This window comes from Sphingobium terrigena (genome assembly GCF_003591655.1).
GTDB classification, from domain to species: Bacteria; Pseudomonadota; Alphaproteobacteria; order Sphingomonadales; family Sphingomonadaceae; genus Sphingobium; species Sphingobium terrigena.
On sequence record NZ_QVRA01000022.1, the window covers coordinates 28,015 to 54,428 of the forward strand.

A 26,414-nucleotide genomic window follows, 5' to 3' on the forward strand; every position below is an offset into this window, starting at 1 on the left:
CGCGATGGGGCTGAGCGCAGTCGAGCCGGGGATGGTAGCGGCGGTCGTTACCCATCTGGAGATGCGCGCGCGTCCCCGCCCTGCGCCCATCCCGCCCGCGCCGCTGCAACTGGTGCGGTGGAAGGCGCCGAAACTTGAGACCTATCGCGCGCTGTTCCGCCGGGTGGGCGAGCCATGGCTGTGGTTTTCCCGGCTGGTGATGAACGACGAATCGCTCGCTACGATCATCCATAATCCGTTGGTGGAGATTTACGCCGTCACTGATCCGCGCGGGATAGAGGTCGGGTTGCTGGAACTGGATTTCCGGGCGATGCCCGATTGCGAACTGGGCTTTTTCGGGCTGGTGCCGCAGTTGAACGGTAAGGGCCATGGCCAATGGCTGATGGCGCAGGCCAAGGCGCTGGCGTGGCGCAAGGGGGTGGAGCGATTCTGGGTCCACACCTGCACGCTCGATAGTCCCGCCGCGCTGGGATTTTACATCAAGGCCGGGTTTGTGCCGACCAAGCGCGAGATCGAGACTTTTGCCGACCCGCGCCTCGCGGGGATTTTACCGCGCGACTGTGCACCGCATGTGCCACTGCTGGATCAGGCTGCCAACGCCTGACGATAGAGGCGGGCGATCATGACGAGCATATAGACCTGCAACACCGTCGAGATGGCAGCCCCCGCAACGCTGCCAGCCAGCCGCGCGGCATCAGCGCCGCCAATCACGCTGCCGAGCAGGCCGAATATCGCCTGTGCCGCCGTGCTGGTGATGGCCGATAAAATCGTGATGATCAGGATGAAGGCCAGCAAACGCCAGAAATGGCCGCGCGTGAGCGCCCAGGCCTGACGCAGCGAGGGCATGACGCCCGCGCTACCGTCAATCACGACCGGGTTCAGCAGCATCAGCCGGATACTGGCGAAGAGCGCCGCACCGGCGACCGCGAATCCAAGCAGGACGGCGAGGCCCGCCGCCAGCGCCTTCGACACGAGCGACAACAGCACCATCACGATCACGACGGCCAGAACCACCACCATCAGCGCGCCGATGACGGCCAGGGCCGTACCGATCAGCACGGGCAGGCGGTGGAAGGCGAGGCGCAGGGCTTCACCCACGCTGATGCCGGGGCGCAGTGCCAGCGCAAACAAAGTGAGCGACCCGAACCAGACGAGGAGGACCGCCATTGTCAGCCCCAGCCAGTAGCTGGCCGGAACCGCTGGCATGGTCGATGCGGTGGGCGCAAGCGACCAGGCGGCCAGTTCCGGCGGGGTCATTTCCTGAAGGATCAGGCCCGGCAGCGCCACGAACAGCAGCGCAACGGGAAAAAGCAGCGTGGCTTCGCGGGCGACGAAGGCAACCGCCTCCTCCCATGCCTTGCCGATCGACATCGTCGCCATATCTTGAATTGCCTGCCTGATAGCTGCGTAAAATCCGGTGGAGACTTGATCGCTCGCCCGGCCCAAGTCAAGGAAGGGTCATGAGCCAGCCCCTCCCCTTTCCCGATAGCGTCGAATGGCGCGTGGACAGATCGCCTGTCGCCTACCCGCAAGCGCTGGCGGACATGGAAGCGCGCGCCGCCGCGATCCATGCGGGCGAAGCGGGCGAGCGGGTCTGGCTGATCGAGCATCCGCCGCTCTACACCGCCGGGACCAGTGCCGATCCTGCCGAACTGATCGACCCGCGCTTTCCCGTGTATGATGCCGGGCGCGGCGGGCGCTATACCTATCATGGGCCGGGGCAGCGGATCGGCTATCTCAACATTGACCTGGGCAAACGCGGCAAGGATGTCCGCAATTTCGTCCATCATCTGGAAGGCTGGATGATCGCGGCGCTGGGCGATCTGGGCATTGCCGCGCGGCGGGCGGAAGGACGGATCGGCATCTGGACCGACGACGCGCAGGGGCGGGAGGCGAAGATCGGCGCGCTGGGCATCCGGGTGCGGCGCTGGGTCACGCTCCATGGCTTTTCGATCAATGTCGATCCTGACTTGTCGCATTTTACCGGCATTGTGCCGTGTGGGATCAGCGACTATCCGGTCACCAGCATCGCCGCGCTGGGCGGCACCGCGTCCATAGCCGCGCTGGACGATGCGTTACGGGCGCATTTCCCTGCTTTTCTCAATCGCTTGGGTCGATGCGGCACGGGGGTTGAGCAATGCGGAACGGACCGCTAGGGTCTGGTCTTTCGCCGGGCGTAGGCTGCCGGGCCTGAAGGAGACCCGGATGCGTCGGAACGCGATGACCGTAGCTTTCGCCATGCTGTTCGCGCTTGCCGCCTGTGGCAGTGCCGACAAGGGCGGCAACAAGGTCGAGATGAAGGATATGGAAGTGGTGGATGGCACCGCGACCGACGCCATGACCGATCTGGATGGGGTGCAGAGCGAAGGCACGGCGGTCGCCCTGCCGAGCGGCAATGCCGCCGACAATGCGGCGACTATGATTGCCAAGCCCGCCGCCGAAAAGGCCCAGGGTGAGGAAGCGGAGGTTCTGGCCGATCAGTGACGGTTCAGGTCTGATAGAGTTATTTTAGAGAATAAGAGGGGGACACACGCCGTCCCGTTGGAGAGTATCGTCTCATGATTGTCCGTTTCCCGCTGCGCCGCATCCTTGCGGGTCTGGCGCTGGCCGCCGCGCCGTTGATGGCGCAGCCTGCCGCCGCGCAATTTTTCTGGTCGCCGCCTGACCTGTCCGCGCCGCCGCTGACCGACGCAGCCGCCGCGACGGCGATGGGCCTGCCGGGTGCCAATGCCGCCGAGATCAAGGCGGGGCTGGTGTGGAACCTGCGCGCGGCGCTGAATATCGCCGCGCTGCAATGCCAGTTCGAACCGACGCTGCTGGCGATCAGCAATTACAATGCGATGATCGCCCATCATGATGCCGAACTTGATTCGGCGCAGGCGGTGCTGCTGGGTTATTTCCAGCGCACCGTGGGCAAGGGACGGCCTGGGCAGGCCGCGTCCGACCAATATGGCACCCGCATCTATTCGGGCTATTCGACGGTGCAGGCGCAAAAGGGTTTCTGTCAGGCAGCCACGGTCGTCGGGCGGCAGGCGATCTTCGCCGATCGTGGTACGTTGCATGAAGTGGCGCGTAATGGCCTTGCGTCGATCAAGAAGTCGCTCGTGGTGGCGGGCGAGCAATATTATGGATCGCCGGGCTATGACTATCATGTCGCCCTACCCTCCTTCTCTCCCAAATGCTGGAAAAAGGGTGTGCTGACTCCCGCTTGCCAGCAACAATGGAATGCGCAGACGGGCGTGACCCAGCCTTAGCTGGGTCGGCCAAATGCCATATTCCTTGTCCGTTCGTGCGGCGTAGGGGCTGAGCGAAGTCGAAGCCCCATATCGAAGCATCTGGCGCTTGTCCTTCGATATGCCATTTCGACAAGCTCAATGGCTACTCCGCACGAACGGCTTTCTGTGAAAGCCCGCGCCTACCGCAGGCCCAGATATTTATGGGCCTGCACCGTCAGTCGCCAGCGCGGGCGGTCCATAACCAGCGCGATCGCGGCGCGGGCATTGTCCTGTGCATGGGGGTCATCAAGCGGCTGGAGCAAGTGATGGGCAAAGGCCCATTGCTCCATTGCCGCGACATCGGCGAGCGAGTGACCGCCGCCCGGCTGGGGCCAGACCAGCTTCAACTCATGGCCTGAACGCTGGACGACCTGGCTGCCCGCCTTGGGGCTGATGCAGATCCAGTCGATGCCGGGATGGACCGGCAGCGTGCCGTTGCTTTCGATCGCGATGGTGAAGCCGCGGGCGTGGAGCGCATCGACCAGCGCATCATCGACCTGCAGCATCGGCTCTCCGCCGGTCAGGACGATATAACGGCCTGCGTCACCCTCGCCCCAGAAAGCCAGCGCAGCATCGGCCAGCGCGTCGGCATCGGCGAATTTGCCGCCGCCATCGCCATCCGTACCGACGAAATCGGTGTCGCAAAAACGGCAGATCGCCTGCGCCCGGTCCTGTTCACGCCCGCTCCACAGGTTGCAGCCGGCAAAGCGCAGGAATACCGCGCGCCGCCCGGCCTGCACCCCTTCACCCTGAAGGGTCAGGAACATTTCCTTGACGGCATAGCTCATCGTCCGTCGCCGTTCAGGGCCGGGTGGCGTAGATGGTGGGGTCGGGCAGGCCTGCTTCCTCAAACCCCTTCGACCGCAGGCGGCAACTGTCGCACAGGCCGCAATGCTTGCCGTCGGGCGTCGGGTCATAGCAGGACCAGCTGACCCCGGCATCCAGCCCCAGCCGATGCGCCTCCCGCACAATATCCGCCTTGCTCATATGTTGCAGCGGGGCGTTGATGCGAATCGGGTGGCCCTCCACCCCCGCCTTGGTGGCGAGGGCTGCCATGGTCTGGAAGGCGTCGATAAATTCGGGGCGGCAATCGGGGTATCCCGAATAATCAAGCGCGTTGACGCCGATGAAAATGTCGCTGGCTCCAGCGACTTCGGCCAGCCCCAGCGTCAGCGACAGGAAGATGGTGTTGCGGGCGGGCACATAGGTGACAGGAATATCGTCGCCCACTCCGCCCTTTGGCACGGCGATATCGGCAGTCAGCGCCGATCCGCCAAACGCGGTCAGGTCAAGCGGTAGGACGATATGGCGCATGGCGTTGAGCGCCTGCGCCACCCGTCCTGCCGCGCGCAGTTCGACCCGATGCCGCTGGTTATAGTCGATCGACAAGGCCAGCAGATGATAGCCAGCCTCACGCGCCAGACCGCCCGCGACCATCGAATCAAGGCCGCCCGACAGCAGGACGACGGCGAATTTTCCTTCATTGGCACTCATGGCCCCGCGCTACCGCCCGCGACGCGCCAGTGCAAGCATGGTGCACTTATTGGCAGGCACCGATGCGCCGGGCTTCCATCGCAAAGGCAAAGGGCGCGCCATCGGCAATCCCCTGCGAATTGATCTGGACCAGCCGGGGGGTTTCGACGCGCAGGTCCGTGCGGCCATTGCCAGCGGCAGCGCAATCATAAGTGACGGTCGCCATGGTGGCGGCGTCGCTGACCACGAAGCTGCGGCACAGCGTTCGGCCATGGCGAATCTGGAGCAACTGGCGCAGGTCCGTGACGCACAGCTTGCGTATTTCCCCGCCTTCGCCGCGTTCGTGCAATTCCCATTGCCCGGTTTGCAGCGGACGCAGGGCCGCGAGCGTCGGGACATGGGCTGCCCCGGCCCAACTCGCCATCATCATTGCTGCCGCGACGGCCAGCGTCCGCAGTCCGTTTCTTGCCATGATCCTAGCCTGTGTCCCGCCATGGGTCGCGCGCCGGGTGAGCCGCAATCCAGTCATCCGACGCATGACCCGCAATTACGGCATTTTGATAGCGCGAACGGACGGCCTTGCCCAAATTACAAATATCGTTAGCGAAATGATTGCGCCTAATGGGTCGTGAAACTGTCGAGCGCCAGCGGGAAGATACGCGAGCAAAAGGCGCAATCGACGCCGATAATGCCGTCGCTGTCCGCCATATCGACCCGCTCCTCCGCCGGGAAGCGACCGATGACATCGCGAATATGGGCGATATCGCAGCGGCATCCCTTGGCCAGTGGCGACGGCTCGGTGACGCGTACTTCCGGCTCCTCATGGAAGAGGCGCCAGACGATGTCGGTCAGCGGCAGCGTCTCATCGGTCAGTTCCGCCTTGCCCAGCGTGATCCCCAAGGCCTGAACATGCTCCCATTCCGGGTGATCGTGGCGGACATGCAGTCGCTCCCGCCCGACTTCGCCTTCGGGCAGATGCTGGATCAACATGCCCCCGGCAATGCAGCCCTGCCCGGCATCATGACGGGTGCCCATGCGGATGATGCTGGGGATTTGTTCGGACTGGAAGAAATATTGCTCCGCCGCATCGGCCAGCGTTTCGCCATCCAGCGGCACGATGCCCTGATAGCGTTCGCCGGTGACCGACTGGTCGAAAGTGATGGCGAGATAGCCCTTGCCGAACAGGCCGAACAGCGTGGGATCAGGACCAAGTTCGGCCAGCCGGTCGGCGTCGAACTTCGCGTAACCGCGCAGCTCGCCATTTTTATAGTCCGCGACCAGCAGCCGGACGACACCATTTTCGGTCTGCGCCTGCAGCGTCAGCTGGCCGCCCGCCTGTTTGAGCGTGCTGCCGAGCAGCGCGGCCAGCACCAGCGCGGACGCCAGCAGCCGCTCGATCGGCGGGGGGTAAGCATGGGCGGCCAATACCTGATCCAGCACCGGACCCAGTCGCACTATTCGCCCGCGCGCATGGCGCGACGGGATGGTGAAGCCGATGGCATGGTCGATAGGGGGAGGCAGGAGCTTTGTTCCTTTTGATCCATCCGTCCCCGGACAATCTCCGGGGGCGGATGGGAATGTCATGCCCGAATATAGGGCGGCTCTAAAGCTTTCCAAGCGCCCAGAGCAGGACCGACTTCTGGCCATGGATGCGGTTTTCCGCTTCGTCCCAGATCAGCGACTGGGGACCGTCGATCACCTCTGCCACCACTTCCTCGCCACGATGGGCGGGCAGGCAGTGGAGGAATTTGGCTTCCGGCCTGGCTTCCACCATCAGCGCGGGCGTGACCTGATAGGGCATCATCGCCGCCAGCTTCTCTTCCGCATGGGACTGGCCCATCGAAATCCAGGTGTCGGTAACGACGACGTCCGCGCCCGCCACCGCCGCTATCGGAGCGCGGGTCAGGGTGATGCGCGCGCCCAATGCCTCCGCCGCCGCCGCGAAGGCCGGATCGGGATCATAGCCCTGCGGCACGGCGACGCGGACGTCGAACTTCAACAGGCCCGCCGCCTCGATGATCGAATGGAGGACATTGTTGCCGTCACCCAGCCAAGCCCACTGGCTGCCGGGAAGCGCCAGCCCATGTTCCACCACGGTCAGCAGGTCTGCGACGATCTGGCAGGGATGCGACAGATCGGTCAGACCATTGATGACCGGGACGGTGGCGTAATGGGCCATCTCCTCGATCTTGGCATGGTCGTCGGTGCGGATCATGATCGCGTCGCACATGCGGCTCAGCACGCGGGCGGTGTCCGCCACCGTCTCGCCCCGGCCCAGCTGGCTGGTCGCGCCATCGAGGATCAGCGACGTGCCGCCCAACTGGCGGATCGCCATGTCGAAGGAAACGCGGGTGCGGGTCGAGTTTTTCTCGAAGATCATCGCCAGGGTGTGACCCGCGAGTGGCGCATCAGTGTCGACGCGGCCCTTGGGCCAGCTGGCCCGTGCGGCCTTCCGGTCGATGGCGTCGGCAATCATTGCGGCGATCGCGTCACCGCCTGCGTCGGACAGGTTCAGGAAATGTCTGGTCATCAGAACCACCTCTTAACCGTTCAGGCTGAGCGAAGTCGAAGCCCCCGCCTGAACGAAGTGAAGGCACCTCGCTTCGCTCGGCGATACCCTTCGACTTCGCTCAGGGCGAACGGAGTTTGATATCAGGCCGCCTGGGCCTCCGCATAGCTGCGCGCGCCGGCGGACAGCTTTTCGATACATTCGGCGATATGGCTTTCGTCAATCACCAGCGGCGGCAGGATTCGGACGACATTCTGCCCCGCCGACACAGTCAGCAGGCCATGATGGTCGCGCAGATGCGCCACGAAGCTGCGCGCCTCCACCGTATCGCTCAGCTTCACGCCCAGCATCAGGCCCATGCCGCGCACGTCCTGGAACAGGCCGTCATGGTTGGGAATGAGCTGTTCCAGCGCCGCGCGCAGGCGCGCCCCAATCGCTTTCACATGATCCATGAACCCGTCGGACATGACTTCTTCCAGCACGGCCAGACCCGCCGCCATGGCGAGCGGATTGCCGCCATAGGTGGTGCCGTGGGTGCCAAATACCATGCCCTTGGCCGCTTCCTCGGTCGCCAGGCACGCACCCAGCGGGAAGCCCGCGCCAATGCCCTTGGCCACCGACATGATGTCGGGCGTGATGCCATATTGTTCATGCGCGAAGAAGGTGCCGGTGCGGGCATAGCCGCACTGAACCTCATCCAGGATCAGCAGCAGGCCATGCTCGTCGCACGCCTTGCGCAGGCCGGTCAGGAATGCGTGCGTCGCAGGCGTCACGCCACCTTCGCCCTGCACCGGCTCCAGCAGGAAACCGGCCGTGTTGTCGTCAATCTGCGCCAGCGCGGCGTCCAGATCGTTGAACGGCACCACGGTAAAGCCGGGCAGCAACGGTTCGAACCCGTCGCGCATCTTGGGCTGGCTGGTGGCCGAAATCGTCCCCAGCGTCCGCCCGTGAAAGGCGTTGTCGAAGCTGATGATCTTGTGCCGGTGCGCCTGGCCATTCACATAATGATAGCGGCGCGCGGTCTTGATCGCGCATTCCACCGCCTCGGCGCCCGAATTGGTGAAGAACACGGTATCGGCAAAGGTCGTGTCGACCAGCTTCTGCGCGAATTTTTCGCCCAGCGGCATTCCGTAGAGGTTGGACACATGCATCAGGGTCGCTGCCTGATCGGCGATCGCCTTCACCAGCTTGGGATGGCCATGACCCAGCAGGTTCACCGCAATGCCACTGGCAAAGTCGAGATAGCGCTCACCGCGCTCGCCGATCAGATGGCACCCCTCGCCTCGCACCGGACGAACATCGCACCGGGGGTAAACGGGCATGAGCGGCGTAATCGACATGAGCCTTCCCTTTCTGGGCTTGATGCGCGTCCTTGCACGAAGGACTGGTGATACAACGCAAAAAGGCGGCCCCCGCCGGGCCGCCCTTTGCGAGCATCGCCTATACAGACGCCATGTTGGGGGTGCAACCCCGCAACACAGGCCATTCGGGTAGCTGTGGTATCCTTGAAAATGCGCGAAAGAGCGCATTTTATATGCCGCACCGGCCCGTACGTCAGCACATTCCCAAAGAAGCCCTACCCGATCTGGTTCCAGGCGTCGGCGATTTCCGCGACCAGTTCGCGCGCCTGATCGACCGGTTCTGCCGACCGTTCCTTGGCCCCTACCAGCAGCAGGCGGCGCGCTTCGCGGTAGATTTGCGCCAGGCCCACGGAAATGTCGCCGCCCTTGTCGAAATCGAGGCTCGATTCGAGCGCGAAGAGGATCGACATCGCCCGCGCCTGCTTGTCGGACACTTTCATCCGGTCGCCATTGCGTTCGGCCAGCGCCGCCGCATCCATCGCGATCAGCAGTTCGTCGAACAAGATCTTGACCAGCGCATGAGGGGTCGCGCCTTCGGTCCGGCTGCCCGAATGGACCGCCGCATAGCGCCGTGCCGCCGTGTTGCCTGCATAACCCTGATTGTAGAACATCGTCTTGGCGTCCCCGGTTAATTGTCGCTGTTGTTCCAGATTTCAATCTGCTGATCGAGATAGCTCTGCGTCGCCTTGAGCGCGGTGAGCCGCGTTTCCATCTTGGAATAGACGCTGGTCAGCTGCGCTTCGTAGCTGGCCATTTGCGTGTCGAGCTTTTCCAGCTGCTCGGCCAGCGTTTCGGCCAATTCCTTATATTTGGCCTGCGCCTGCACCAGTGCGCCATCCTTGTTCTGAATCTTGTCGCGCACGCTGTCCATCAAGCCCGCCAGCCCCGGATTGGTGGCCGAAGTGACCGTGGGGTTGAGCAATTGCGTGATCGCAGCAGGATCGGCGGCGATCGCCTTGTCCAGCGTCTCGGTGTTGAGTTTCAGCGTGCCGTCGCGATTGGTGGCGACGCCAATGTCCGACAGCGTCTTGTAAGTGCCGGTAGCGGACAGCGCAGTGGAGGTCATCGCCGAGAGCTGGCGGCGCATGTCGCGGATCGACGAATCGCCGTTCAACACCCCCGCAGACGCGGAGTCCGCGCCCGTAGCCGTTGCCGTGTTCAGCGCCTTGACCAGCGTATTATAGGCGTCGACAAATTCGACCATCAGGTCGCGCATAGACGTGGTCGGCTCGGTCGTCGCCAGCGTGACCGTGGTGCCGGGCGCGGCCTTGTTAAGGTCGATCCGCAGATTGGCGATCGCGGTGTCGACGGTGTTGCTGGCATAATGCTGCTCCACCCCGTCGAGCTTGATGATCGCATTTTGCGGGCTGGCCTTTGACACCATGGTCGCGCTGTCGGTGCCATTCCAGGCGAAGGCGGCAAGATCAACGCCGCTGACCGAAGTCAGCGAGAAATCATTGGCCGCGCCGGTCGCACCCTTCATCACCAGCCGCGTCCCCTGCATGTCGGTGACGACTGATGCGGTGACACCCAGCCCCGATGCGTTGATCGCGGCGGCAAGGCCGGTATAGCTGTTGTTGGTGGCCGTGATGGTGATGGCGGCGGTGGAGCCGCCAACCGTCAGGGTCAGTTCGCCCTGCCCGACCGCGCTGGCCGCCGTAGCGCCGGACACCGGGGTCGATGCCAGGGTGCGGGCGGATGCGAGTTGCTGCACTTCCAGCTGCGCGGGCAACCCTGTCGGCACGCCGCCCGGCAGCAGGCTGACCGATGCGATGCTGGTGTCGTTGGAGGCAGGCACACCTGCATAGCCGGTGCCGGACAACAAGGTGGACAGCGCGTCGGCAAAAGTATCAAGCGAGCTGGAGGCCGATGCCAGCGCGGAAATCCGCGCGCTGTTCAGGCTCTGGCGATCGGTGATCACCTTTTCCTTGGGATCGCGCGTGGCGGCGACCAGGCTGGTGACGAGCGACTTGGTGTCGATGCCCGATCCGATGCCGAGCGCGGTGGTGATACTGCTGCTGACCGATGCCATTGCGCCGTCCTTTCAGAGGAAAGAACGGCGCTAGCGCAAAGACCTTTAGGAATGATTTTCGCGCGATACGTCGCGCGGTCCGTCAGTTGGCGAAGGCCAGCACCTGATCGACCGTGCCGCGATTGAGGGTGCCTTGCGCGGCATTGGCATAGGCGGCCTGTTCGACCATGCGCCGGGCGATGACGGCGGCATGTTCGACCGCTTCCTTACTGGCGGGCGGTAGCGGCACCAGGATGATCGGCACCGGCATCATCGCCTGAATCGCGCCTGCCGCCGCTTCGACGCTGGGCGGGTTGGTCACCGATCGCAGGTCAGCCAATATGTCGGCAATCTCGACATGGACCTTGGCATATTCAGCGGCGCTGGCGACATCTTCGTCGATCGACGCACGGTCGATCTGCGGCGCGGCAGTGCGCGCGCCGGGCGCTTCGCGATCCGATCGACCCGACGATGCAGGCGGGACGGCCTGCACCGTGGACAGCGCCCGCGATGCGGCCCTGTCTATCGGCGATACTTCGCTGCGTGAACCATAGTCGCTCATGACGCACCATCATAATGCGTCCCCATGAAGAGATTACGGACGAGTGCGGCTAAACTTTAATTCACCAAAACAGATTCGCTGTCACGACCCTTATCGTTTCTTGCCATCCGCGTCGAAGCGCAGGTCGTCGGGGACGGTGATGAACGGACGGTCCATCTCGCTCGCCATGCGGTTTTCGACCCGGAATACGAAGGCCAGCACGGTCGCGACCGCCATATAAAGGCCTTCATTGACGATCTGCCCGGCGCGCGAGGTGAAGTAGATGGCGCGGGCAAGTTCGGGATATTGCAGGACGGTCACGCCATTCTGGTCGGCCAGCTCGCGGATGGCGGCGGCGATCGCATCGCTGCCGCGCGCGACCACGACCGGCGCGGCATCGACGCCGGGCTTGTAGCGCAGCGCGACGGCGAAATGGGTCGGGTTGGTGATGATGACGCTGGCTTCGGCCACGGCCTGCCGGGTGGAGCCGTTGAGCGTTTCAAACTGGCGGCGGCGAATCTGGCCCTTGAGTTCGGGCGAGCCTTCGCTTTCCTTATGCTCATCCTTGATTTCCTGCTTGGACATGCCGAGCCGCTTGGCGCGCTGCATGATCTGGGCGGGCACGTCGATACCCGCGATCAGGAACAGCCCGCCCGCCATCAGCAGACAGGTGAGGATGAACATATTGCCAAGGTCCGCCATGGCCGGCGCAATGCCCTGCTTGCCCAGGCCGATGATCGCGGTCAGCCGGTCCCAGATCATCCACACGCCGATGCTGCCGAGCAGCCCGACCTTCGCGATCGATTTGAGCAGTTCGATCAGCCCCTGAGTGCCGAATATCCTTTTGAGACCCGCGCCAGGGTTCATCTTCGATGCCTTGGGGGCGAAGGCACCGGGGCGGAAGCCGAGCGACCCCAGCAGGGCAGGCGCGGCGATGGCGGCGAGGAAAGTCGCCAGCATGACGCCTGCCACCGGCAGGGCGATGCCGGTCAGCAGGTCCATCCCGCGTTCGGCAGGGGAAAAATCGACGATGTCATCGCGCCGGAAGCGCAGCGCCTGGGTCAGCATGTCCGACAAAGCATCGATCATCGACGGCCCGGCCACCGCCAGCCAGCCGATGCCCGCCATCACCACCAGCGCCGTACCCAGTTCGCGCGACTGGAGGATGTCGCCCTTCTTCGCGGCATCCTGCAATTTTTTGGGTGTCGGTTTTTCGGTCTTTTCGCCGCCGCCGGGACTGTCCGCCATGGCCTAGCGTCCTTCCGCGATCGACTGGGCGTGGTCGAGACCTGCCTTGAGCGCGACCGTCAGCCCCTCGCCCATGATCGGCGCGGCAATCGCCAGCAGGACAAGGCCGGCCATCATCGCCATCGGCATACCCACGGCAAACAGGTTGAGCGAGGGCGCTGCGCGGGCCAGCATCCCCATGACGATCTGCACCAGCACCAGCGCGAAACCGACCGGCAGCGCGACGGTAACACCAGCACCCAGCAGTGCGCCGCCAAATTCGACCAGATGCCAGACCGCATCGTTGGACAGCATCGCCGCGCCGGGCGGAAGCGCCTGATAGCTTTTGACGACGAACCCGGCGAGCAGCAGATGGCCGTCCATGCCAAGCAGCAGGAAGGTCGCGAGGATGGACAGGAATTGCCCCACCACCTGCGTCCCCTGCCCCGATGACGGGTCGATCATCGCGGCGAAATTAAGGCCCATCGCGTTGCCGATCGTTTCCCCCGCGACGAAGGCGGCGGCGTAACCGATCTGCACCGCAAAGCCCATGGCCAGGCCCGCCAGCACTTCGCCCGCGACCATCATCACGCCTTCAAAACTGGCGATGCCATCGGGCGGCAGGGTAATGGTGACGGTGTTGAGCGCGGCAAGGCCGAGCGCGAGGCTGAGGATCAGGCGCAGTTGCAGCGGCACGGCGGGCGCGCCGAATACAGGAGCCGCGATGAAGGCCGCGCCGGGGCGGATCATGGCGATCAGCCAGACCCACAACTGGGCCTCTACCCCGGCGAAGCCCGGTGCGATCATTGGAGCAGGTCCGGTATCCGCTCGAAAATCTCGCGGGTGAAATCGGCGATCAGTACCATGATCGATCCGCCGAACAGGGCGAGCATCCCGCCCACGACGATGATCTTGGGAATGAAGCTCAATGTCTGTTCGTTGATCGAGGTCGCGGCCTGCACCATGCCGATGACAAGGCCCGCGACCAGCGCGGGCAACAGGATGGGCGCCGCGGCCAGCGCGGTGATCCAGAGCGCCTGCTGGGCCAGGCCCATGAAGAAATCGGCGTTTTCCATGCCCTACTTCCGTTCGCCCTGAGCGAAGTCGAAGGGTATGCCTGAGCGCAGCGAAGGCGCGGGCCTCGCCTCGCTCCGCTCGGCTGAAGGCTTCGACAAGCTCAGCCCGAACGGAGGTTGGATATTGGCGCGGCTCATGTCGCGAACGACCCGGCCAAACTCCCCATGGTCAGCGCCCAGCCATCGACCAGCACGAACAACAAGAGCTTGAACGGCATGGAAATGATGGTGGGGGACAGCATCATCATGCCGAGCGCCATCAGCGTGGAGGCGACGACAAGGTCGATGATGAGGAAGGGCAGGAAGATCATGAAGCCGATCTGGAAGGCGGTCTTGAGTTCGCTGGTGACGAAGGCGGGCAGCAGGATGGTGAAGGGGATGTCGGCGGAGGTGCGGAAGGGCGGGGCTTCGGCGAGACCCGCGAACAGCTTGAGATCGCTCTCGCGCGTCTGCTTGGCCATGAAGCCGTGCAGCACCTTGCCCGACCGGCCGACCGCTTCCTCGATCGTGATCTGGCCCTTGCCATAGGGATCGAAGGCCAGCTTGTTGATCTCGTCAATCGCGGGCCGCATCACGAACAGCGAGAGGAACAGCGAGAGACCGAGCAGCACCTGATTGGGCGGGGTCTGTTGCAGGCCCAGCGCCTGCCGCAGAAGCGACAGGACGATGATGATGCGGGTGAAGCTGGTCATCATGAGGATGAGCGACGGCAACACCGTCAGCAGGCTCATGAGGATCAGGATTTGCAGGGAGAGCGAGAGCGAGCGACCGTCGCCCGAAATCTGCCCCATCGCGCGGCTCAGCGCGCCGCCATTGTCGACCGGCGCGGCGGGTGCGGCCTGGGCGAAGGCCGGGGTGGTGAGGATCAGCGCCAGAATAACCATCAATGTCATTCCCGCGAAGGCGGGAATCCATCTCCCGACCTTGCACCACGACACAGCCGTTGGGAGGTGGATTCCCGCCTTCGCGGGAATGACAGGTGTAATTCTAGCGAACACGGACGGCGTCGCCTTCCGCGATCTTTTCGATGCGGCCGCGGGTGACGGAGAGGAGGATCTTCTTGCCCTCAAACTCCACGACCGCGAGCTTGCCGAACGCGCCCATCGGCAGGGCTTCGAGCAATTTGAGCGAACGGTCGCCCTGCGCGCCGATCATGCCGGGCTGATATTTGCGCCACAGCCACAGTGCGCCAAAGGCCATGCCGCCGACCAGCGGCAGGAGGATCAGCAATTTGACGAAATACCAGACCATCATGAAGCCGCCCGCAGATTATGGTTAATGCCCTGCGTTCCGCAGTTTCGGCCCTCAAGGCAAGCGTAAAATCCGATGCGTGCGATCAACCGCGCCGTTCGATCCCAGCCAGCCGGTTTTCGGTCGCGGCGATGTCGATGATGCGGATGCCATAGCGGCCATTGACAGTCACCACCTCACCCTTGGCGATCAGCGCACCATTGACCATGATGTCGAGCAGATCGTCGGCCTGCCGGTCCAGCTCGACGATGGAGCCTTCGGCCAGGTCCATGACTTCGGCCAGGCGCAGCGAGGTCGATCCGACCTCCACCGACATGCGCACGGGAATGTCGGCCAGCAGCTTGAACTGGTGATTATTGGTCATCCGCCCGACCGGATCTTCTCCACGCTCCATGCGGGGGGCTTCGCTCATGTCACTCATTGGTCGGGTCCTTGTACAATCTTTTCAATCTGGAAAGCGGCGCGGCCATCCTGTTCGCCGATGCTGCCGCGCGCGACGATGCGGTTGCCCACGATCAGCGGCAGGCTGCGGCCGATGGTCACAGGAATGACGTCGCCGACCTTGAGCTGCATCAGCTCGGCCAGCGAGAGGTTGGGACGGGCCAGCACGGTGCGGGCAGGCAGGCGGATGTCGCGCATCCGGCGGGCGATACGCGCCTGCCAGACGGGGTCTTTCTGCTCATCATCAGCAGGCAATTTGGTGCCCATCAGCGGCTCGACGGCGCGCAGGGCAGCGAGCGGAAAGACAAGATCGACCGGCCAGAGCTGATCGCGGGTAATGCTGATCATGAAGCGCTGGACCACCATCTGGTCGCCCGGCTGGGCGGAGGCGGCAAAGCCGACCCCGGTTTCGCGCATGATCAGCGCGGGGTCCAGCGGCAATATGTCGGCCCAGGTTTCGACCAGGCGGGCGAGGAAGGATTCAGACAGGCGGGCGATCAGCCGGTCCTCGGTCGGCGTAAATTCGCCGCGCGGGGGCAAGGGGCGATTGCCGATGCCGCCATAGAAACAATCGACCAGAGTGGAAATCATCGCTGCGTCCATGCGCAGCAGCACTTGCCCCTTGAGCGGGGACATGCGGTAGATGGAAATGCTGGTGAAGGCGGGCACCTGTGCCGACCAGGCGGCAAAGTCGAGCAGTTGTGCATCCTGCGCCTCTACCTGCGGGCGCACGCCGCAGATCGGCTCCACCAATGCACGGATGCGCCGGCCAAGCTTTTCGCCCAGCCGGTCCAGCCCGGACAGCATCATTGGTGCCTGCGATTCCCCCCGTCCGAAGGCGTAGGTCTGAACGTCGTCCATCTTGGTCCCCTGCCCTTCGGGTCAGGGGATTTCCCGACCTTTCAGACAGGCCTATTGAATAACGAAATTGGTAAAATAAACGTTATCAACGCCGCCATAACCCGTTTTTTGCTTCAATATATCGTTAATAATGACCTTGATCTTGCCCTGGAGCGTCCGCTTGCCCTCCGGCGTGGACAAAGTCTCTTCCGGCTGCTGGGCGAGCATCATCAGCACCTGGCTGCGGATCGCCATTTCGTGCGTCTTGATCGCGTCGATGACGCGCAGGTCATAATAGGTCGATACCGCGACCGAGATCTGGGCGAAGGCGTCGGTGTCGATCATGTTCGAGGTGAAGGGGGTCTGGAGCTGAAAATAGGTCGCCTGATAGGCCGCCGGGTTTGCGGGTGCGGGCAGGTCCACGCCCTTGCCATGCGCGCCATGGGCCGCCGCTGCGCCTTCGCCATGCGGGACGGCATGAGCCTTGGCGATTTCCTCGGCGCTTTCGCCGACCAGCACCAGCACGGGCTTGTTGGGATCTTCCTTGGGCCCTTCATCCTTGGGGCTGAAGAAACCGGCAGCATAGAGACCCCCGGCCGCGCCTGCGCCGCCGATCACCATGGCGATGACGATCAGCAGGATCATTTTCATGCCCCCGCCCTTTTTCTTCTTGGCCTTAGGCTCGTCGCTCATCGTTCATATCCCCCAGGATAGCGCTGGTCACGCATAGCGCGCGCGGATAGCGTCACCGGCGGTGTCGCCAGCCTGCTCATGGTTAAGAACGGCCGGATCGCCACCCGCTTTATGGGCGAGCGCGATATTTTCGCGCGGCTGCCAGCGGCCCTGCTGTTGCGACTGGCCCGCGCCTTGCCAGTTGGCGGACTGGCCGTTTTGCTGGCCCGATTGCTGCTGGCCGGACTGTTGCTGGGGCGACTGATCGGAGCGGCCAGCGTCGCTCGACTGCGGGGTGCGTTCGATCTTTACCTCGCTGATGCGGACTGCGGACAGGCCCGCGTCGAGGCGGAGCCGGTCGCTGTCCTGGCGCAGGGCGGCTTCGGCCATGTCGCTGGACACGGTCAGGCTGACCGCGGCGCCGTCGACGCCTTGGCGGATATTGACGTCGATCGGGCCGAGCTGGTCGCTGCTGATCTGAAAGCGGCCCTGCGCGCCATTGGCGGACAGGCCGGCAATGTCGCGGGCCAGCCCGTCGATCCACTGGCCCGACACGCCCATATCGACGACCTGCGCGCCAAGGGTGGCGGAGAGGGCGACGGTGGGGAGCGCAGGAGTGGCAGCCGGGGTCGCCAGTGTTGGCGTGACAGCCGCCGGGGCGACCGGTTCAGCGGCTTTGGGCGCAATGTCCACCGTCGGGGCAACGGGCGTATCGATGGGGACGGCGCTGTCCTGCACCCGCGATGTTGCTGGGTGCCGGGTCATATGCTGGCGCACGAACTGGAGCAGCGAGAGCGCTTCCGCCTTGGCCGACACTGAGCCGGACATATTGGCGGCGTTTGCGTTGGGGGCGACGTCCGGTGTGGCTTCGGGCAGCGAAGGCTTTGGCGCGGCATCCGTTGCGGGCACCGAGACTAAGAGCGGCAGCGGTGCGACCGGGGCGGTGGCGGCCTGTATCGGCGCGGGTGCAGCCGGCGCTGACGCAGGCCGGGTGTCAGGCGATTGCGCAAGGAGCGGCGCTGCGGGCGGCGCAATGCTGGTGTCGGGCGCGGCAGGCGTCGGGGTTGCGCTGACGGTCGTGAGCGTTGTCGCGGGCGGCGCGGGTGTCGCGTCGGGTGATGGGGCGATGGGTGGTGCGATCTGACCGTCTGTCGCCAGGGGCGCAGCAGGGAGAATGGCGGGTTGCGCGATCGGGGTCGCGGGCGCGCCGGGCGACGCGGCATGGATCATCGCGGGGTCCGCGTCGGCCATTGCAAAGCGTTGCTGATCCGCAACGACGGGCTGGCTTGCCATGGGTGCTGCCACGATCGGTGCGGCCATGACCACCGGCGCGGAGGATGCCTGCGTGGTTGTGGGCCGTGAGGCGCGCGGCGCGTCCGGGGATAGCTGGTCGGGCGCGGCAGACATCGGTGCAACATGGGGCGTCGGCGCTATGGCGGGCGCGAGCGGCTGCGACGGCAGCATGGGCTGGTCGAGGCGCTCCGGGTCGATATCGGGCGATACCGCATCCGCGTCGGTCATGGGGGCCGCGTCGGATGCCGCGATGGGCGCTACCAGCGATGGCGCGACCTGCGCCGGGGTTGCATGATGGTCGGCCTTGGGCGGCTGTTTGCCGGGTGTCGGTTTGGTCTCGACGGTCGGAGCCTGGGAGGGCGTGTCCGTGACGACGGGGGCTGGCTGGGGCGCTGCACCGGTCAAGGTCGACAGAGGGACCGGGGGAGCCTCTACACCCGTCTCAAGGGCGACAGAGGCAGAGGTGAGCGGCGATGATGTGGGGTCCGCTTCGGCGCGCGTGACGGGCGGTGCAATGACGGGCCGTGTCACCACCGGCAGGATCGTGTCGGGGGCTGGCACTAAGGTTGCTGCTTCGTCGGGGCTCTGCACAATCGGGGGGAGATCGGCGAGCGGCGGCGCAACGGATGCGATGGCTGCGGCAGGCATCGGTGCCGGTGTCTCGGCGCGCGGCGCGGTGGGTGCTGCCTTGGCTGGCTCAGCGGCGTCCTGCGGCGATATGACGGCATCGCGATCCGCTGGCACCGGCGTTGGCATCACGACCTGCGCTGGTACGGCTGCGACTTCAGCGGAGGCGATGGGCGATGTAGCGGGAAGCTGCGCGACCGAGCCAATGATGGGGTCAGGCGTTGGCAGATCGTCGGGGTTCGGCGAGGTCGGCTGGAACTGTTCAGCGTTCCGGGCCGGTTCGGCCTCCTTTGCTGGCTCCGCGACAGGCTGGGCCTGGGGCAGCGTGATGGGCAGCGGATTTTGCACGAGCGGCTGCGGCGCGACAGCGACCGGCGCGCTTGGGGGCGGCGTGAAGGACGGCGCAGCGACCGGAAGCGGCAGGGCTTCGCTGTCCGTAGGGACAGGCGCATCGGCCACCGGCGCATGAGCGACCGGGGCATGGTCGATCAGATCAGGTGCGGCATTAGGGATCGCGGCCGGCATCGCCACGGGTAATGGCATCGGGGCATCGCCCGGTGCGTCCTGTGCGAGAGCGGACGGCAGGCTTTGCGCCACCGGCATCGGGAGGTCGATTGTCGTGTCGCTGGCAACGACGGGGGATGCGGTTGTCGCAACCGGCATCGCCACCGGCGCAACAGTGGCCGCGTTCATCAGGGCGGCAAAGTCGGGCGCGCCGTCTGGCGTCGCGGCAGGCGCAGCCTTGCCGGTGCCCAGCGGCGTGGCGGCGAAGAGAAGCGCCTTGAGGCTGGCGATCATGTTCATGTCAGGCTTCCCCGTTCCGCTGCATCCGGCGATAGCGCGGCAGCGCTGCCAGCTTGTTTTCGCGCCATTCCTCCAGGGTCGCGCGGGCGCGGTCCTTGAGGCGGGTGGCGATTTCCTTCTCGCGGTTCGCTGCAAGAGTCATGCCTTCTTTGGCTTCCACCTTGCGCCGGGCATCATAAAGGGCGCCGTCCAACTGTCGTCCGGCCTGTTCCAGCCGGGTGGCGAGTTCCTGCATCGCCGCGAAAGACGCGCCAGTGGCGGCCCCTTCGGTCTCAAACAATTCGCTGCGCACCTTGTTCAGGCGATCGATATTGCGGGCAAGCCCATCGGCCTCATCACGGGCGCGCGCGGTTTCGGCGACGGCCATGGCGTGCTGGACGTGGCGCACGCGCAGCACGCGCTGGCGGCGGGAGACAAGACTTTTCATGCGCCAAAGCTCGCGACGAGGGCGGCGGCGCTGGTGTCGAGGTCGATGCGGCTTTTCTGGTCCTGCCGGATGAAGTCGAGGATTTCCTGACGGCGCTGGACGGCTTCGTCGATCACCGGATCATTGCCGGGGCGATAGGCGCCCATCAGGATGAGATCGCGATTTTCCTCATAGGCGGCCCAGAGGCGGCGATAATTGGCCGCCGCCATGCGATGTTCGTCAGGCACGACGTCGGCCATGACGCGCGACAGGGACTTGCCGATGTCGATGGCGGGGAAGATCGCCTGTTCCGACAGATGGCGCGAGAGGACGAAATGGCCGTCGACAATGGCGCGGGCCGCGTCGACAATTGGATCGTCGGTATCGTCGCCATCGGCCAGCACGGTGTAGAGCGCAGTGATCGATCCGCCGGTGCGGGCGTCCACCCCTGCCCGTTCGACCAGCCGGGGGATGAGTGCGAGGGCGGAGGGCGGATAGCCCTTCATCGCCGGGGGTTCGCCAAGGGCCAGGCCGATTTCGCGCTGGGCATGGGCGCAGCGGGTCAGGCTGTCGATCAGCAACAGCACCTTCTTGCCACGAGCGCGGAAATATTCAGCGATGGCGGTGGCGCGCGCGGCGGCGCGCAGGCGCAGCACCGGGGGATGATCGGCAGGGACGGCAACGACGATGCTCTTGTGCATCATGTGCTTGAGTTTGGTTTCGAGGAAATCGCTGACTTCGCGGCCTCGCTCGCCGATCAGGCCGACGACGACCACATCGGCTTCGGCCCCGGCGATCATCTGGCCCATCAGCACGGATTTACCGACGCCCGACCCGGCGATGATGGCGATGCGCTGGCCGCGCCCGGCAGTGAGCAGCGCATTGACGGCGCGGACGCCAAGGTCGAAGGGTTCGGTGACCCGGCCCCGGTCAAGGACATTGCCCTTGACGCCATTCAGCGGCCAGACGCCGCCTGCGATGATCGGTCCCTTGCGATCCAAGGGCTGGCCCATGGCATCGACCACGCGGCCGATCAGCCCTTCGCCGACCTGCACCATGTTCGCCTGACTGTCCGGTTCGACCCGGATGCCATTTTCCAGCGGTGCGTCTGCATCCAGTGGCACCAGCAGGGTGCGGTCGCCGCGAAAGCCGACGACTTCGGCACGGCAGATCGACCCGTCGCTGGCCATGACGCGCGCGCCAGAGCCGATCGGACGGCGGAAGCCGGTGACTTCGAGCATACCCGCGTCATGGCTGACCAGACGGCCAACCCGGCGGGGGGTGCGGTTCTGGACCTGGAGATGATCGAACAGGGTTTCGGCCTGGGCCAGCGCAGCGCGGATCAAGGCTTGCCCTCCATATCGTCCATCAGCGCGCGCAGGCGGGCGAGGCGAACGTCCGGGCCATCCTCGACCCAGCCATCAGCGGTTTCGAGCCGCACGCAGCCGCGGTGCATCGCCTTGTCCGCGACCAGTTTGACGCCGATCGTCTCGCCATCCAGCAGGGCGATGTCGTCGGGATGGAGATGCAGGGCGCTCTTGCCCTCATTATCCTCGATAAAGGCCGCGACCGTGTCGCAGCGCTGCACCAGCCGTTCAATGTCGATCTCCACTTCGCCGACAATCTGTTCGACCAGACGGACGACCGTGGCGGAGAGCATGGTGGACAACATGCCGCTGGGCGCGGGGCTGAGCATTTCCAGCGCCTCGATGAGGCGGGTCTGCGCGTCGGTCGCGTCGGCATGGGTCTGGGCGGTGATGCGGCAGCCTTCGTCGAAACCCATGGTGAAGGCTTCCATCCGGGCCTCCTCCATCGGATCGGCCTCTGCCTCCATCTCGATGACGCCATGGCGCATCGTCGCGGTGTGCTGGCCGGGGATCGAGGTGTAGAGGCTGCGAAAGCCGCCACTTTCGACCTGCCGCACGCCCGTCATCGAGACCGGCGCGACATCCTGCACCGCTTCTGCACCCCAGATTTTAGACAAAGTCATTCCCCTTGCCACCCAGCATGATGGTGCCGGCGTCGGCCATGCGGCGCGCGGTGGCGATGATGAGTTTCTGTGCGTCGATCACTTCAGCGAGGCGGATCGGGCCGCGTTCCTCAATCTCGTCGGCGATCGACTGCGCCGCGCGGGCGGACATGCAGCTGAAGATCTTGCCCTTGAGCAGGTCATTGACGCCCTTCAAGGCGACGACCAGCACGGCGCTATCGACGGTGCGCATCAGCGTGCCGAGATTCTTGTCGTCCATGTCGATCAGATTATCGAACACGAACATCTCTTCCTCGATGGTCTGGGCGATCATCTTGTCGCGCTTGGCCACCGCCTTCATGATCCGCTGCTCATTATCCTTGCGGACATTGTTCATGATCGCAGCGGCCTCGATCGTGCCGCCACGCTGGGATGCTGCGCCCTGCTTCTTGGCCGGGCCGCGCAGCAGCAATTGTTCCAGATCGTCGAGCGCCTCGTTCGACACGGGGCCGAGCGTCGCGATGCGATAGACAATTTCTTCCTGATATTCGACCGGCAGCAATTGCAGCACGTCGGCGGCAATCGGCGCCTCCAGATGCGCCAGCACGATTGCCATGATCTGCGGATGCTCCGCCTCGATCAGCGCCGCGATTTCCTTGGCGTCCATCCATTTGAGCATTTCCAGCTGGGTGGAGCGGGTCGGCGGGGTGATGCGCGCGAGGATGGTTTCGGCCCGTTCCTCGCCCAAGGCCTTGGTCATCGCGCCGCGAATATGGCGGGTCGCGCCATAGCCGATGGTGGTGCGTTTCTTCGCCTTGGTCACGAAATGGTCGAGCGCCTCGTTCACCTCTTCGGGATCGACATCGGCGACGTCATACATGGCATAGCCCAGCTGGCGCACTTCTTCAGGTTCCAGACGCGCCAGGATCTGCGCGGCCTCATCCTCATCGAACAGCATCAGCAGGACGGCGGCGGCGGCGCTGCCCTTGAGCGCCTCTGGCCGACCGGGAACGATCTCAGGCATTTTCCTTCTTCCCCTCCTTCAGGAGGTCGCGGACGACCAGGGCAGCGCGATCAGGGTCCTGCTTCACAAAGTTGCGAATGAGGTCGGCGCGCTGGGCATAGTCATAGGTGGAGGAGATCATGTCGAGCGTGATGGGGCGGCTGGGATCGGGTGCCTCGACCGCCTGTTTGGTCAGTTCGCCCGAAATTTCGCGACCGATGCGCTGGCCGTTCTGGGCCGTGTCGGCGGCGACCGCCTCCTGCGCTGCGGCGCGGCGCTTCAAGAGCGGGCGTCCGATGCCGAAGATGACGAGCAGGGCGACGAGCAGGGCGGAGACATTGCGGACCAGCGGCGAGACCCATTCAGCCTCATACCAGAGGGGCTTTACTTCTTGCGTCTTGAGGAAGCTGCGCGAGGAGAGCGCCACAACGTCGCCACGGGCCTGGTCGAAGCCGATCGCGCCCTTCACCAAGGCTTCGAGCGCGGCAATTTCCTGGGGCGTGCGCGCCTTGCCATCGGGGGCATTGTCCAGCGCGACGGCGACCGAGAGGCGCTTGACGGTGCCGATGGCATCCTTGGTTACGGACACTTCACGGCCCAGTTCAAAGCTGCGGTTGAACGTCTCTTCGGTCTTGAGCAGCGGGTTGGGCGGGGTGCCAGGGGTTTGCGCGGCGGCGGTCTGACCCTGCTGGACGGCCTGACCATTGGGATTGGTCTGGGTCACGGTCGGGTTGACGGGTGCCTGATTGGAAAGCGCGCCGGGGATGCCCGATGCTTCGCCAGCGCCCTGACCCCGCGGGTCGGAGGCCCAGGTGCCCTGTTCGGTGCGCAGCCGGGCTTCGTCCTGCGGATAGGTTTCGCGGGTCGCCTGCCGCTCGGCAAAATTGAGTTCGGCATGGACTTCGGTGGAAAAGTTGTTGGCGCCCAGGATCGGGGTGAGCAGCGCGACGACCGACTGGCGATAGCGGTCCTCGATCCGGTTCTGGATCGTGAGCTGACGGTCGTCACCGGAGTCGCTGTCATTCTTGCTGAGGAGGCGGCCATTCTGGTCGACCAGCGAAATCTGGTCGGGCGACAGGTCGGCAACCGACGAGGCGACGAGATGGACGATCGCGCTGACCTGCGCATCGGTAAGGGTGCGGCCATTGGCGAGGCGCAGCATGACCGACGCGGTGGGCTTGGCGCGATCGCGCAGGAACACGCTGGGCGGCTCGACGGCGAGGTGGACCTTGGCGCTTTCGACGCTGTCGATCGCCTCGATCGTGCGGGCGAGGTCCATTTCGCGGGCGGAGCGCAGCTTTTCCCCTTCCACGGCGCGGCTGGCGCCCATGGGCAGGCTGTCGATCATGCTGTTGCCGTCGGGCGCGCTCTTGGGCAGGCCTTGCGCGGCGAGCATCATCTTCGCCTTGAAATAATCGCCCTCCCCCACGGTCATCGCGCCGCTATTGTCGAAATCATAGGGGATGCCGTTCTGGTCGAGGATCTGCGCGACCGCCGACTTGTCGGTATCGGGCAGGCCACGGAACAGGTCACGCTGCGGCGGTTCGCGCAGCGCCATCCAGGCGAGGCCAGCGACCGCAAGGACGCCGAGCAGGCCGAGCAGCGGCAGGCTCTTCGCCACGGCGGGCTGTTTCATGAAGCCGGTCAGCCGCGCCTTGATGGCATCAATCCCCTTGGCTCCCCCGCCAAAGGCGGGAGCGGGGCTGAGAGCGGGCGTCGATGCGCCGACATTGGTGCTGAGTGCGTTTTCCATTGTTTAGACCGGCATGCTCATAATGTCCTTGTAGGCGGACAGAAGTTTGTTGCGGACCTGAAGGGTCGCTTCGAAGCTGACCGACGCCTGCTGCTTGGCGAGCATGACGGCGGCGATGTCGGTGGTTTCGCCCCGCTCGAACGCGGCGGCTGCCTCACCGGCCTTCCCTTGCAGGCCGTTGACCTGTTGCAGCGCATTGTTGAGCGCTTCGGTAAAGCCACCGGGCGCGGTGCCGGGCGCAGTACCGTTTGGGGCGTTCGCGCCGCCGACCGATCCGGTCGAGGCGACGTCGCGCAGGGCGGCGTTTTTTTGCAGGATGGCGTTGCGGATCGCCATCACATTGTCTGTCGGGGAAATGCCGGTCATGCCCTATCCTCCCGTCAAGCCGCGGCCAGCTCGCGCATTTCGGCGAGCCGATAGCGCAGCGTGCGTTCAGAGATGCCCAGCTTGCGCGCGGCGGCGGCACGGTGGCCGTCGGTTTCGCGCAGCGCGGTGCGGATCGCTTCCAATTTGCTGTGATGAGCGACGTCGCGCAGGCGGATCGGTTCAGCCGGTTCGGGCGACACGATGCGCAAACCCTGCTGCCGGGGCGCGCCCGCCAGATGCAGATCATGCGCGTCGATCCGATCGCCGTCGCGCAGCACCAGCGCGCGCTGGAGGACGTTGCCGAGTTCGCGGGCATTGCCCGGCCAGGCGTGGGCGACAAGCTTGTCGAGCGCTGCGGCAGTCGGCCAGACAAAGCCGTCCTTGCCCATATCCGACAGGCGCAGCAGCATGGCGGCGGCGATCGCAGCGATGTCGCCGGGACGCTCGGCCAGCGGGCGCAGGTCGAGCGGCATGACATTGAGGCGCCAGTAGAGATCCTCGCGGAACCGACCGGCGGCACATTCGGTCGCCAGATCGCGGTTGCAGGCGGCGATGACGCGAACATTGACCGGCACGGCATGGGTCGCGCCGACGGGGAGGACTTCGCCTTCCTGAAGCGCGCGCAGCAGCTTGGCCTGAAGCGCGATCGGCAGTTCGGCGATTTCGTCGAGGAAGAGCGTGCCGCCGTCTGCGGCCAGGAACAGTCCTTCGGACGCATTGGCCGCGCCGGTGAAGCTGCCCTTGCGATGGCCAAACAGCATCGCTTCCATCATGGTTTCAGGCAGGGCGGCGCAATTGACGGCGATGAAGTCGCCCGACGTGCGGCCCGACTGGGTGTGGAGGAAGCGCGCCATGCCTTCCTTGCCGGTGCCGGTGTCACCCTGAATGAGGACAGTGGCTTCGCTGCGCGCGACCCGGCCAGCGAGCGTCATCAGCCGGGCGCTGGCGCTGTCGCCCACGGCGGGGATGGCGGCGGGACGGGCCAGTTCGGCGATGAGGGCGAAGGCAAAGCCCATATCCTCAAGGCCGAAGGCGACGCGGGCGGGAAGGCCATTGGCGGCGGTCACCAGCGAGGGCGCGCCGTCGACAAGGTTGATGAGGATGTCGCGATGGGTGGCATGGCCGATTTCGGTCGCCAGCAGCACGCGGCGGCTGTCGCGTTCACGCGGCGCGGCGGCGTCCACGACCCGGACGGCGAACAGGGCATTTTCCAGCCAATGCTGCAACCCTGGAACGAGCGCACAAACATCTCGGCTCATATCGAGCGATGACATGACTTGGTCCCCAAATGGCTGGCCAGCTTGTACCCCCGTACGCCCTGGCCTTCTTCGATGGTCCCAATGTGCGCCACCATGGTTAGCAATTGGTTAATTGCCGCTAACCATTGCCGCCGACCGGCAATTATTTTCCGCCGCGGCAACCGGGCAAGTGCACTTAATATACTATGTGCGCGCGTAGAGGGCCGTTAAGCGACGGGCAAAACACGAAAAATGCATAAAAATCGACATGGCCCCTA

The 26,414-nt window shown here is 64.9% G+C and carries 30 protein-coding genes; 4 read left to right on the plus strand and 26 right to left on the minus strand.

Going from position 1 to position 26,414, the window contains the following annotated elements:
- Positions 1-4: 4 nt before the first annotated feature.
- Entirely contained in the window at positions 5-604 is a 600-nt protein-coding gene (locus tag D0Z70_RS18730) for a GNAT family N-acetyltransferase (protein ID WP_119749080.1), read from the plus strand.
- Here D0Z70_RS18730 and D0Z70_RS18735 read toward each other — a convergent pair.
- Positions 586-1,380 (minus strand): DUF7847 domain-containing protein, encoded by a 795-nt coding sequence (locus D0Z70_RS18735; RefSeq protein ID WP_119749082.1) that lies wholly within the window; start codon positions 1,378-1,380, stop codon positions 586-588. The two genes, D0Z70_RS18730 and D0Z70_RS18735, sit on opposite strands and share 19 nt — an antisense overlap.
- An 80-nt stretch (positions 1,381-1,460) precedes the next feature.
- Here D0Z70_RS18735 and lipB point away from each other — a divergent pair, with 80 nt between their 5' ends.
- The 3 genes from lipB to D0Z70_RS18750 all read left to right on the plus strand — a co-directional run bounded on the left by lipB (position 1,461) and on the right by D0Z70_RS18750 (position 3,254).
- Positions 1,461-2,156, plus strand: a complete 696-nt coding sequence (lipB, locus tag D0Z70_RS18740) for a lipoyl(octanoyl) transferase LipB (RefSeq protein WP_119749084.1) — start codon at positions 1,461-1,463, stop codon at positions 2,154-2,156.
- Between the two features lie 49 nt (positions 2,157-2,205).
- On the plus strand, positions 2,206-2,484 hold the full coding sequence (locus D0Z70_RS18745) for a hypothetical protein (RefSeq protein WP_119749086.1): 279 nt from the start codon (positions 2,206-2,208) through the stop codon (positions 2,482-2,484).
- A 74-nt stretch (positions 2,485-2,558) separates the two neighbouring features.
- Complete coding sequence (locus D0Z70_RS18750) at positions 2,559-3,254, plus strand: hypothetical protein (RefSeq protein ID WP_119749088.1); 696 nt, start codon at positions 2,559-2,561, stop codon at positions 3,252-3,254.
- A gap of 161 nt (positions 3,255-3,415) precedes the next feature.
- On the opposite strand, the gene queE is transcribed toward D0Z70_RS18750, so the two are convergent.
- The 25 genes from queE to D0Z70_RS18875 all read right to left on the minus strand — a co-directional run bounded on the left by queE (position 3,416) and on the right by D0Z70_RS18875 (position 26,172).
- Positions 3,416-4,063: a 7-carboxy-7-deazaguanine synthase gene (gene queE / locus D0Z70_RS18755; RefSeq protein WP_119749090.1), complete on the minus strand. Its 648-nt coding sequence runs from the start codon at positions 4,061-4,063 to the stop codon at positions 3,416-3,418.
- Positions 4,064-4,076: 13 nt separating this feature from the next.
- Entirely contained in the window at positions 4,077-4,769 is a 693-nt protein-coding gene (gene queC, locus D0Z70_RS18760) for a 7-cyano-7-deazaguanine synthase QueC (protein WP_119749092.1), read from the minus strand.
- 46 nt (positions 4,770-4,815) lie between these two features.
- Complete coding sequence (locus D0Z70_RS18765; protein WP_119749094.1) at positions 4,816-5,220, minus strand: DUF3617 domain-containing protein; 405 nt, start codon at positions 5,218-5,220, stop codon at positions 4,816-4,818.
- 146 nt (positions 5,221-5,366) lie between these two features.
- Positions 5,367-6,332 (minus strand): Hsp33 family molecular chaperone HslO, encoded by a 966-nt coding sequence (gene hslO / locus D0Z70_RS18770; protein ID WP_239019021.1) that lies wholly within the window; start codon positions 6,330-6,332, stop codon positions 5,367-5,369.
- A gap of 19 nt (positions 6,333-6,351) precedes the next feature.
- Positions 6,352-7,278, minus strand: a complete 927-nt coding sequence (gene argF / locus D0Z70_RS18775) for an ornithine carbamoyltransferase (RefSeq protein WP_119749096.1) — start codon at positions 7,276-7,278, stop codon at positions 6,352-6,354.
- A gap of 122 nt (positions 7,279-7,400) precedes the next feature.
- On the minus strand, positions 7,401-8,597 hold the full coding sequence (locus D0Z70_RS18780; RefSeq protein ID WP_119749098.1) for an aspartate aminotransferase family protein: 1,197 nt from the start codon (positions 8,595-8,597) through the stop codon (positions 7,401-7,403).
- 236 nt (positions 8,598-8,833) lie between these two features.
- Positions 8,834-9,229 carry a flagellar export chaperone FliS gene (locus tag D0Z70_RS18785; protein ID WP_119749100.1) on the minus strand — a complete coding sequence of 132 codons (396 nt, stop codon included), beginning with the start codon at positions 9,227-9,229 and terminating at the stop codon, positions 8,834-8,836.
- Positions 9,230-9,246: 17 nt separating this feature from the next.
- Complete coding sequence (gene fliD, locus D0Z70_RS18790) at positions 9,247-10,650, minus strand: flagellar filament capping protein FliD (protein WP_119749102.1); 1,404 nt, start codon at positions 10,648-10,650, stop codon at positions 9,247-9,249.
- 82 nt (positions 10,651-10,732) lie between these two features.
- Positions 10,733-11,191 (minus strand): hypothetical protein, encoded by a 459-nt coding sequence (locus D0Z70_RS18795; protein WP_119749104.1) that lies wholly within the window; start codon positions 11,189-11,191, stop codon positions 10,733-10,735.
- A gap of 90 nt (positions 11,192-11,281) precedes the next feature.
- Positions 11,282-12,418, minus strand: a complete 1,137-nt coding sequence (flhB, locus tag D0Z70_RS18800) for a flagellar type III secretion system protein FlhB (protein WP_119749106.1) — start codon at positions 12,416-12,418, stop codon at positions 11,282-11,284.
- Between the two features lie 3 nt (positions 12,419-12,421).
- The gene (gene fliR, locus D0Z70_RS18805) at positions 12,422-13,204 is read right to left on the minus strand and encodes a flagellar biosynthetic protein FliR (protein WP_119749108.1); all 783 of its coding nucleotides are present in this window, start codon (positions 13,202-13,204) and stop codon (positions 12,422-12,424) included.
- Complete coding sequence (gene fliQ, locus D0Z70_RS18810; protein ID WP_017182874.1) at positions 13,201-13,473, minus strand: flagellar biosynthesis protein FliQ; 273 nt, start codon at positions 13,471-13,473, stop codon at positions 13,201-13,203. The genes fliR and fliQ overlap by 4 nt, the downstream gene beginning before the upstream one ends.
- 134 nt (positions 13,474-13,607) lie before the next feature.
- Positions 13,608-14,366, minus strand: a complete 759-nt coding sequence (gene fliP, locus D0Z70_RS18815; protein ID WP_119749110.1) for a flagellar type III secretion system pore protein FliP — start codon at positions 14,364-14,366, stop codon at positions 13,608-13,610.
- 94 nt (positions 14,367-14,460) lie between these two features.
- On the minus strand, positions 14,461-14,724 hold the full coding sequence (locus D0Z70_RS18820) for a FliO/MopB family protein (protein WP_037490358.1): 264 nt from the start codon (positions 14,722-14,724) through the stop codon (positions 14,461-14,463).
- Between the two features lie 85 nt (positions 14,725-14,809).
- Positions 14,810-15,145 carry a flagellar motor switch protein FliN gene (gene fliN, locus D0Z70_RS18825; protein ID WP_119749112.1) on the minus strand — a complete coding sequence of 112 codons (336 nt, stop codon included), beginning with the start codon at positions 15,143-15,145 and terminating at the stop codon, positions 14,810-14,812.
- Positions 15,142-16,026: a flagellar motor switch protein FliM gene (locus D0Z70_RS18830; protein WP_119749114.1), complete on the minus strand. Its 885-nt coding sequence runs from the start codon at positions 16,024-16,026 to the stop codon at positions 15,142-15,144. The genes fliN and D0Z70_RS18830 overlap by 4 nt, the downstream gene beginning before the upstream one ends.
- Positions 16,027-16,077: 51 nt before the next feature.
- Positions 16,078-16,698: a flagellar basal body-associated FliL family protein gene (locus D0Z70_RS18835; protein WP_119749116.1), complete on the minus strand. Its 621-nt coding sequence runs from the start codon at positions 16,696-16,698 to the stop codon at positions 16,078-16,080.
- A gap of 27 nt (positions 16,699-16,725) precedes the next feature.
- On the minus strand, positions 16,726-19,401 hold the full coding sequence (locus tag D0Z70_RS18840) for a flagellar hook-length control protein FliK (protein WP_119749118.1): 2,676 nt from the start codon (positions 19,399-19,401) through the stop codon (positions 16,726-16,728).
- A 1-nt stretch (position 19,402) separates the two neighbouring features.
- Entirely contained in the window at positions 19,403-19,828 is a 426-nt protein-coding gene (locus tag D0Z70_RS18845; protein ID WP_119749120.1) for a hypothetical protein, read from the minus strand.
- Positions 19,825-21,153 carry a FliI/YscN family ATPase gene (locus D0Z70_RS18850; RefSeq protein WP_119749122.1) on the minus strand — a complete coding sequence of 443 codons (1,329 nt, stop codon included), beginning with the start codon at positions 21,151-21,153 and terminating at the stop codon, positions 19,825-19,827. Before D0Z70_RS18850 ends, D0Z70_RS18845 begins: the two co-directional genes overlap by 4 nt.
- A complete protein-coding gene (locus tag D0Z70_RS18855) occupies positions 21,150-21,797 on the minus strand; it encodes a FliH/SctL family protein (protein ID WP_119749124.1) in 648 nt (215 codons plus the stop codon). The genes D0Z70_RS18850 and D0Z70_RS18855 overlap by 4 nt, the downstream gene beginning before the upstream one ends.
- Positions 21,784-22,800 (minus strand): flagellar motor switch protein FliG, encoded by a 1,017-nt coding sequence (fliG, locus tag D0Z70_RS18860; RefSeq protein ID WP_119749126.1) that lies wholly within the window; start codon positions 22,798-22,800, stop codon positions 21,784-21,786. The genes D0Z70_RS18855 and fliG overlap by 14 nt, the downstream gene beginning before the upstream one ends.
- Positions 22,793-24,532 (minus strand): flagellar basal-body MS-ring/collar protein FliF, encoded by a 1,740-nt coding sequence (gene fliF / locus D0Z70_RS18865; RefSeq protein WP_119749128.1) that lies wholly within the window; start codon positions 24,530-24,532, stop codon positions 22,793-22,795. The genes fliG and fliF overlap by 8 nt, the downstream gene beginning before the upstream one ends.
- Before the next feature lie 3 nt (positions 24,533-24,535).
- Positions 24,536-24,898, minus strand: a complete 363-nt coding sequence (gene fliE, locus D0Z70_RS18870) for a flagellar hook-basal body complex protein FliE (RefSeq protein WP_119749130.1) — start codon at positions 24,896-24,898, stop codon at positions 24,536-24,538.
- 14 nt (positions 24,899-24,912) lie between these two features.
- Positions 24,913-26,172, minus strand: a complete 1,260-nt coding sequence (locus tag D0Z70_RS18875) for a sigma 54-interacting transcriptional regulator (protein WP_119749132.1) — start codon at positions 26,170-26,172, stop codon at positions 24,913-24,915.
- Positions 26,173-26,414 lie beyond the last annotated feature (242 nt).

Excerpts from the sequence above, each read along its gene's own strand:
- D0Z70_RS18730 (WP_119749080.1), top strand. The coding sequence starts at position 5 with ATGGGGCTGAGCGCAGTCGAGCCGGGGATGGTAGCGGCGGTCGTTACC.
- D0Z70_RS18735 (WP_119749082.1), bottom strand. The coding sequence starts at position 1,380 with ATGGCGACGATGTCGATCGGCAAGGCATGGGAGGAGGCGGTTGCCTTC.
- lipB (WP_119749084.1), top strand. The coding sequence starts at position 1,461 with ATGAGCCAGCCCCTCCCCTTTCCCGATAGCGTCGAATGGCGCGTGGAC.
- D0Z70_RS18745 (WP_119749086.1), top strand. The coding sequence starts at position 2,206 with ATGCGTCGGAACGCGATGACCGTAGCTTTCGCCATGCTGTTCGCGCTT.
- D0Z70_RS18750 (WP_119749088.1), top strand. The coding sequence starts at position 2,559 with ATGATTGTCCGTTTCCCGCTGCGCCGCATCCTTGCGGGTCTGGCGCTG.
- queE (WP_119749090.1), bottom strand. The coding sequence starts at position 4,063 with ATGAGCTATGCCGTCAAGGAAATGTTCCTGACCCTTCAGGGTGAAGGG.
- queC (WP_119749092.1), bottom strand. The coding sequence starts at position 4,769 with ATGAGTGCCAATGAAGGAAAATTCGCCGTCGTCCTGCTGTCGGGCGGC.
- D0Z70_RS18765 (WP_119749094.1), bottom strand. The coding sequence starts at position 5,220 with ATGGCAAGAAACGGACTGCGGACGCTGGCCGTCGCGGCAGCAATGATG.
- hslO (WP_239019021.1), bottom strand. The coding sequence starts at position 6,332 with ATGACATTCCCATCCGCCCCCGGAGATTGTCCGGGGACGGATGGATCA.
- argF (WP_119749096.1), bottom strand. The coding sequence starts at position 7,278 with ATGACCAGACATTTCCTGAACCTGTCCGACGCAGGCGGTGACGCGATC.
- D0Z70_RS18780 (WP_119749098.1), bottom strand. The coding sequence starts at position 8,597 with ATGTCGATTACGCCGCTCATGCCCGTTTACCCCCGGTGCGATGTTCGT.
- D0Z70_RS18785 (WP_119749100.1), bottom strand. The coding sequence starts at position 9,229 with ATGTTCTACAATCAGGGTTATGCAGGCAACACGGCGGCACGGCGCTAT.
- fliD (WP_119749102.1), bottom strand. The coding sequence starts at position 10,650 with ATGGCATCGGTCAGCAGCAGTATCACCACCGCGCTCGGCATCGGATCG.
- D0Z70_RS18795 (WP_119749104.1), bottom strand. The coding sequence starts at position 11,191 with ATGAGCGACTATGGTTCACGCAGCGAAGTATCGCCGATAGACAGGGCC.
- flhB (WP_119749106.1), bottom strand. The coding sequence starts at position 12,418 with ATGGCGGACAGTCCCGGCGGCGGCGAAAAGACCGAAAAACCGACACCC.
- fliR (WP_119749108.1), bottom strand. The coding sequence starts at position 13,204 with ATGATCGCACCGGGCTTCGCCGGGGTAGAGGCCCAGTTGTGGGTCTGG.
- fliQ (WP_017182874.1), bottom strand. The coding sequence starts at position 13,473 with ATGGAAAACGCCGATTTCTTCATGGGCCTGGCCCAGCAGGCGCTCTGG.
- fliP (WP_119749110.1), bottom strand. The coding sequence starts at position 14,366 with ATGACATTGATGGTTATTCTGGCGCTGATCCTCACCACCCCGGCCTTC.
- D0Z70_RS18820 (WP_037490358.1), bottom strand. The coding sequence starts at position 14,724 with ATGGTCTGGTATTTCGTCAAATTGCTGATCCTCCTGCCGCTGGTCGGC.
- fliN (WP_119749112.1), bottom strand. The coding sequence starts at position 15,145 with ATGAGTGACATGAGCGAAGCCCCCCGCATGGAGCGTGGAGAAGATCCG.
- D0Z70_RS18830 (WP_119749114.1), bottom strand. The coding sequence starts at position 16,026 with ATGGACGACGTTCAGACCTACGCCTTCGGACGGGGGGAATCGCAGGCA.
- D0Z70_RS18835 (WP_119749116.1), bottom strand. The coding sequence starts at position 16,698 with ATGAGCGACGAGCCTAAGGCCAAGAAGAAAAAGGGCGGGGGCATGAAA.
- D0Z70_RS18840 (WP_119749118.1), bottom strand. The coding sequence starts at position 19,401 with ATGAACATGATCGCCAGCCTCAAGGCGCTTCTCTTCGCCGCCACGCCG.
- D0Z70_RS18845 (WP_119749120.1), bottom strand. The coding sequence starts at position 19,828 with ATGAAAAGTCTTGTCTCCCGCCGCCAGCGCGTGCTGCGCGTGCGCCAC.
- D0Z70_RS18855 (WP_119749124.1), bottom strand. The coding sequence starts at position 21,797 with ATGACTTTGTCTAAAATCTGGGGTGCAGAAGCGGTGCAGGATGTCGCG.
- fliG (WP_119749126.1), bottom strand. The coding sequence starts at position 22,800 with ATGCCTGAGATCGTTCCCGGTCGGCCAGAGGCGCTCAAGGGCAGCGCC.
- fliF (WP_119749128.1), bottom strand. The coding sequence starts at position 24,532 with ATGGAAAACGCACTCAGCACCAATGTCGGCGCATCGACGCCCGCTCTC.
- fliE (WP_119749130.1), bottom strand. The coding sequence starts at position 24,898 with ATGACCGGCATTTCCCCGACAGACAATGTGATGGCGATCCGCAACGCC.
- D0Z70_RS18875 (WP_119749132.1), bottom strand. The coding sequence starts at position 26,172 with ATGTCATCGCTCGATATGAGCCGAGATGTTTGTGCGCTCGTTCCAGGG.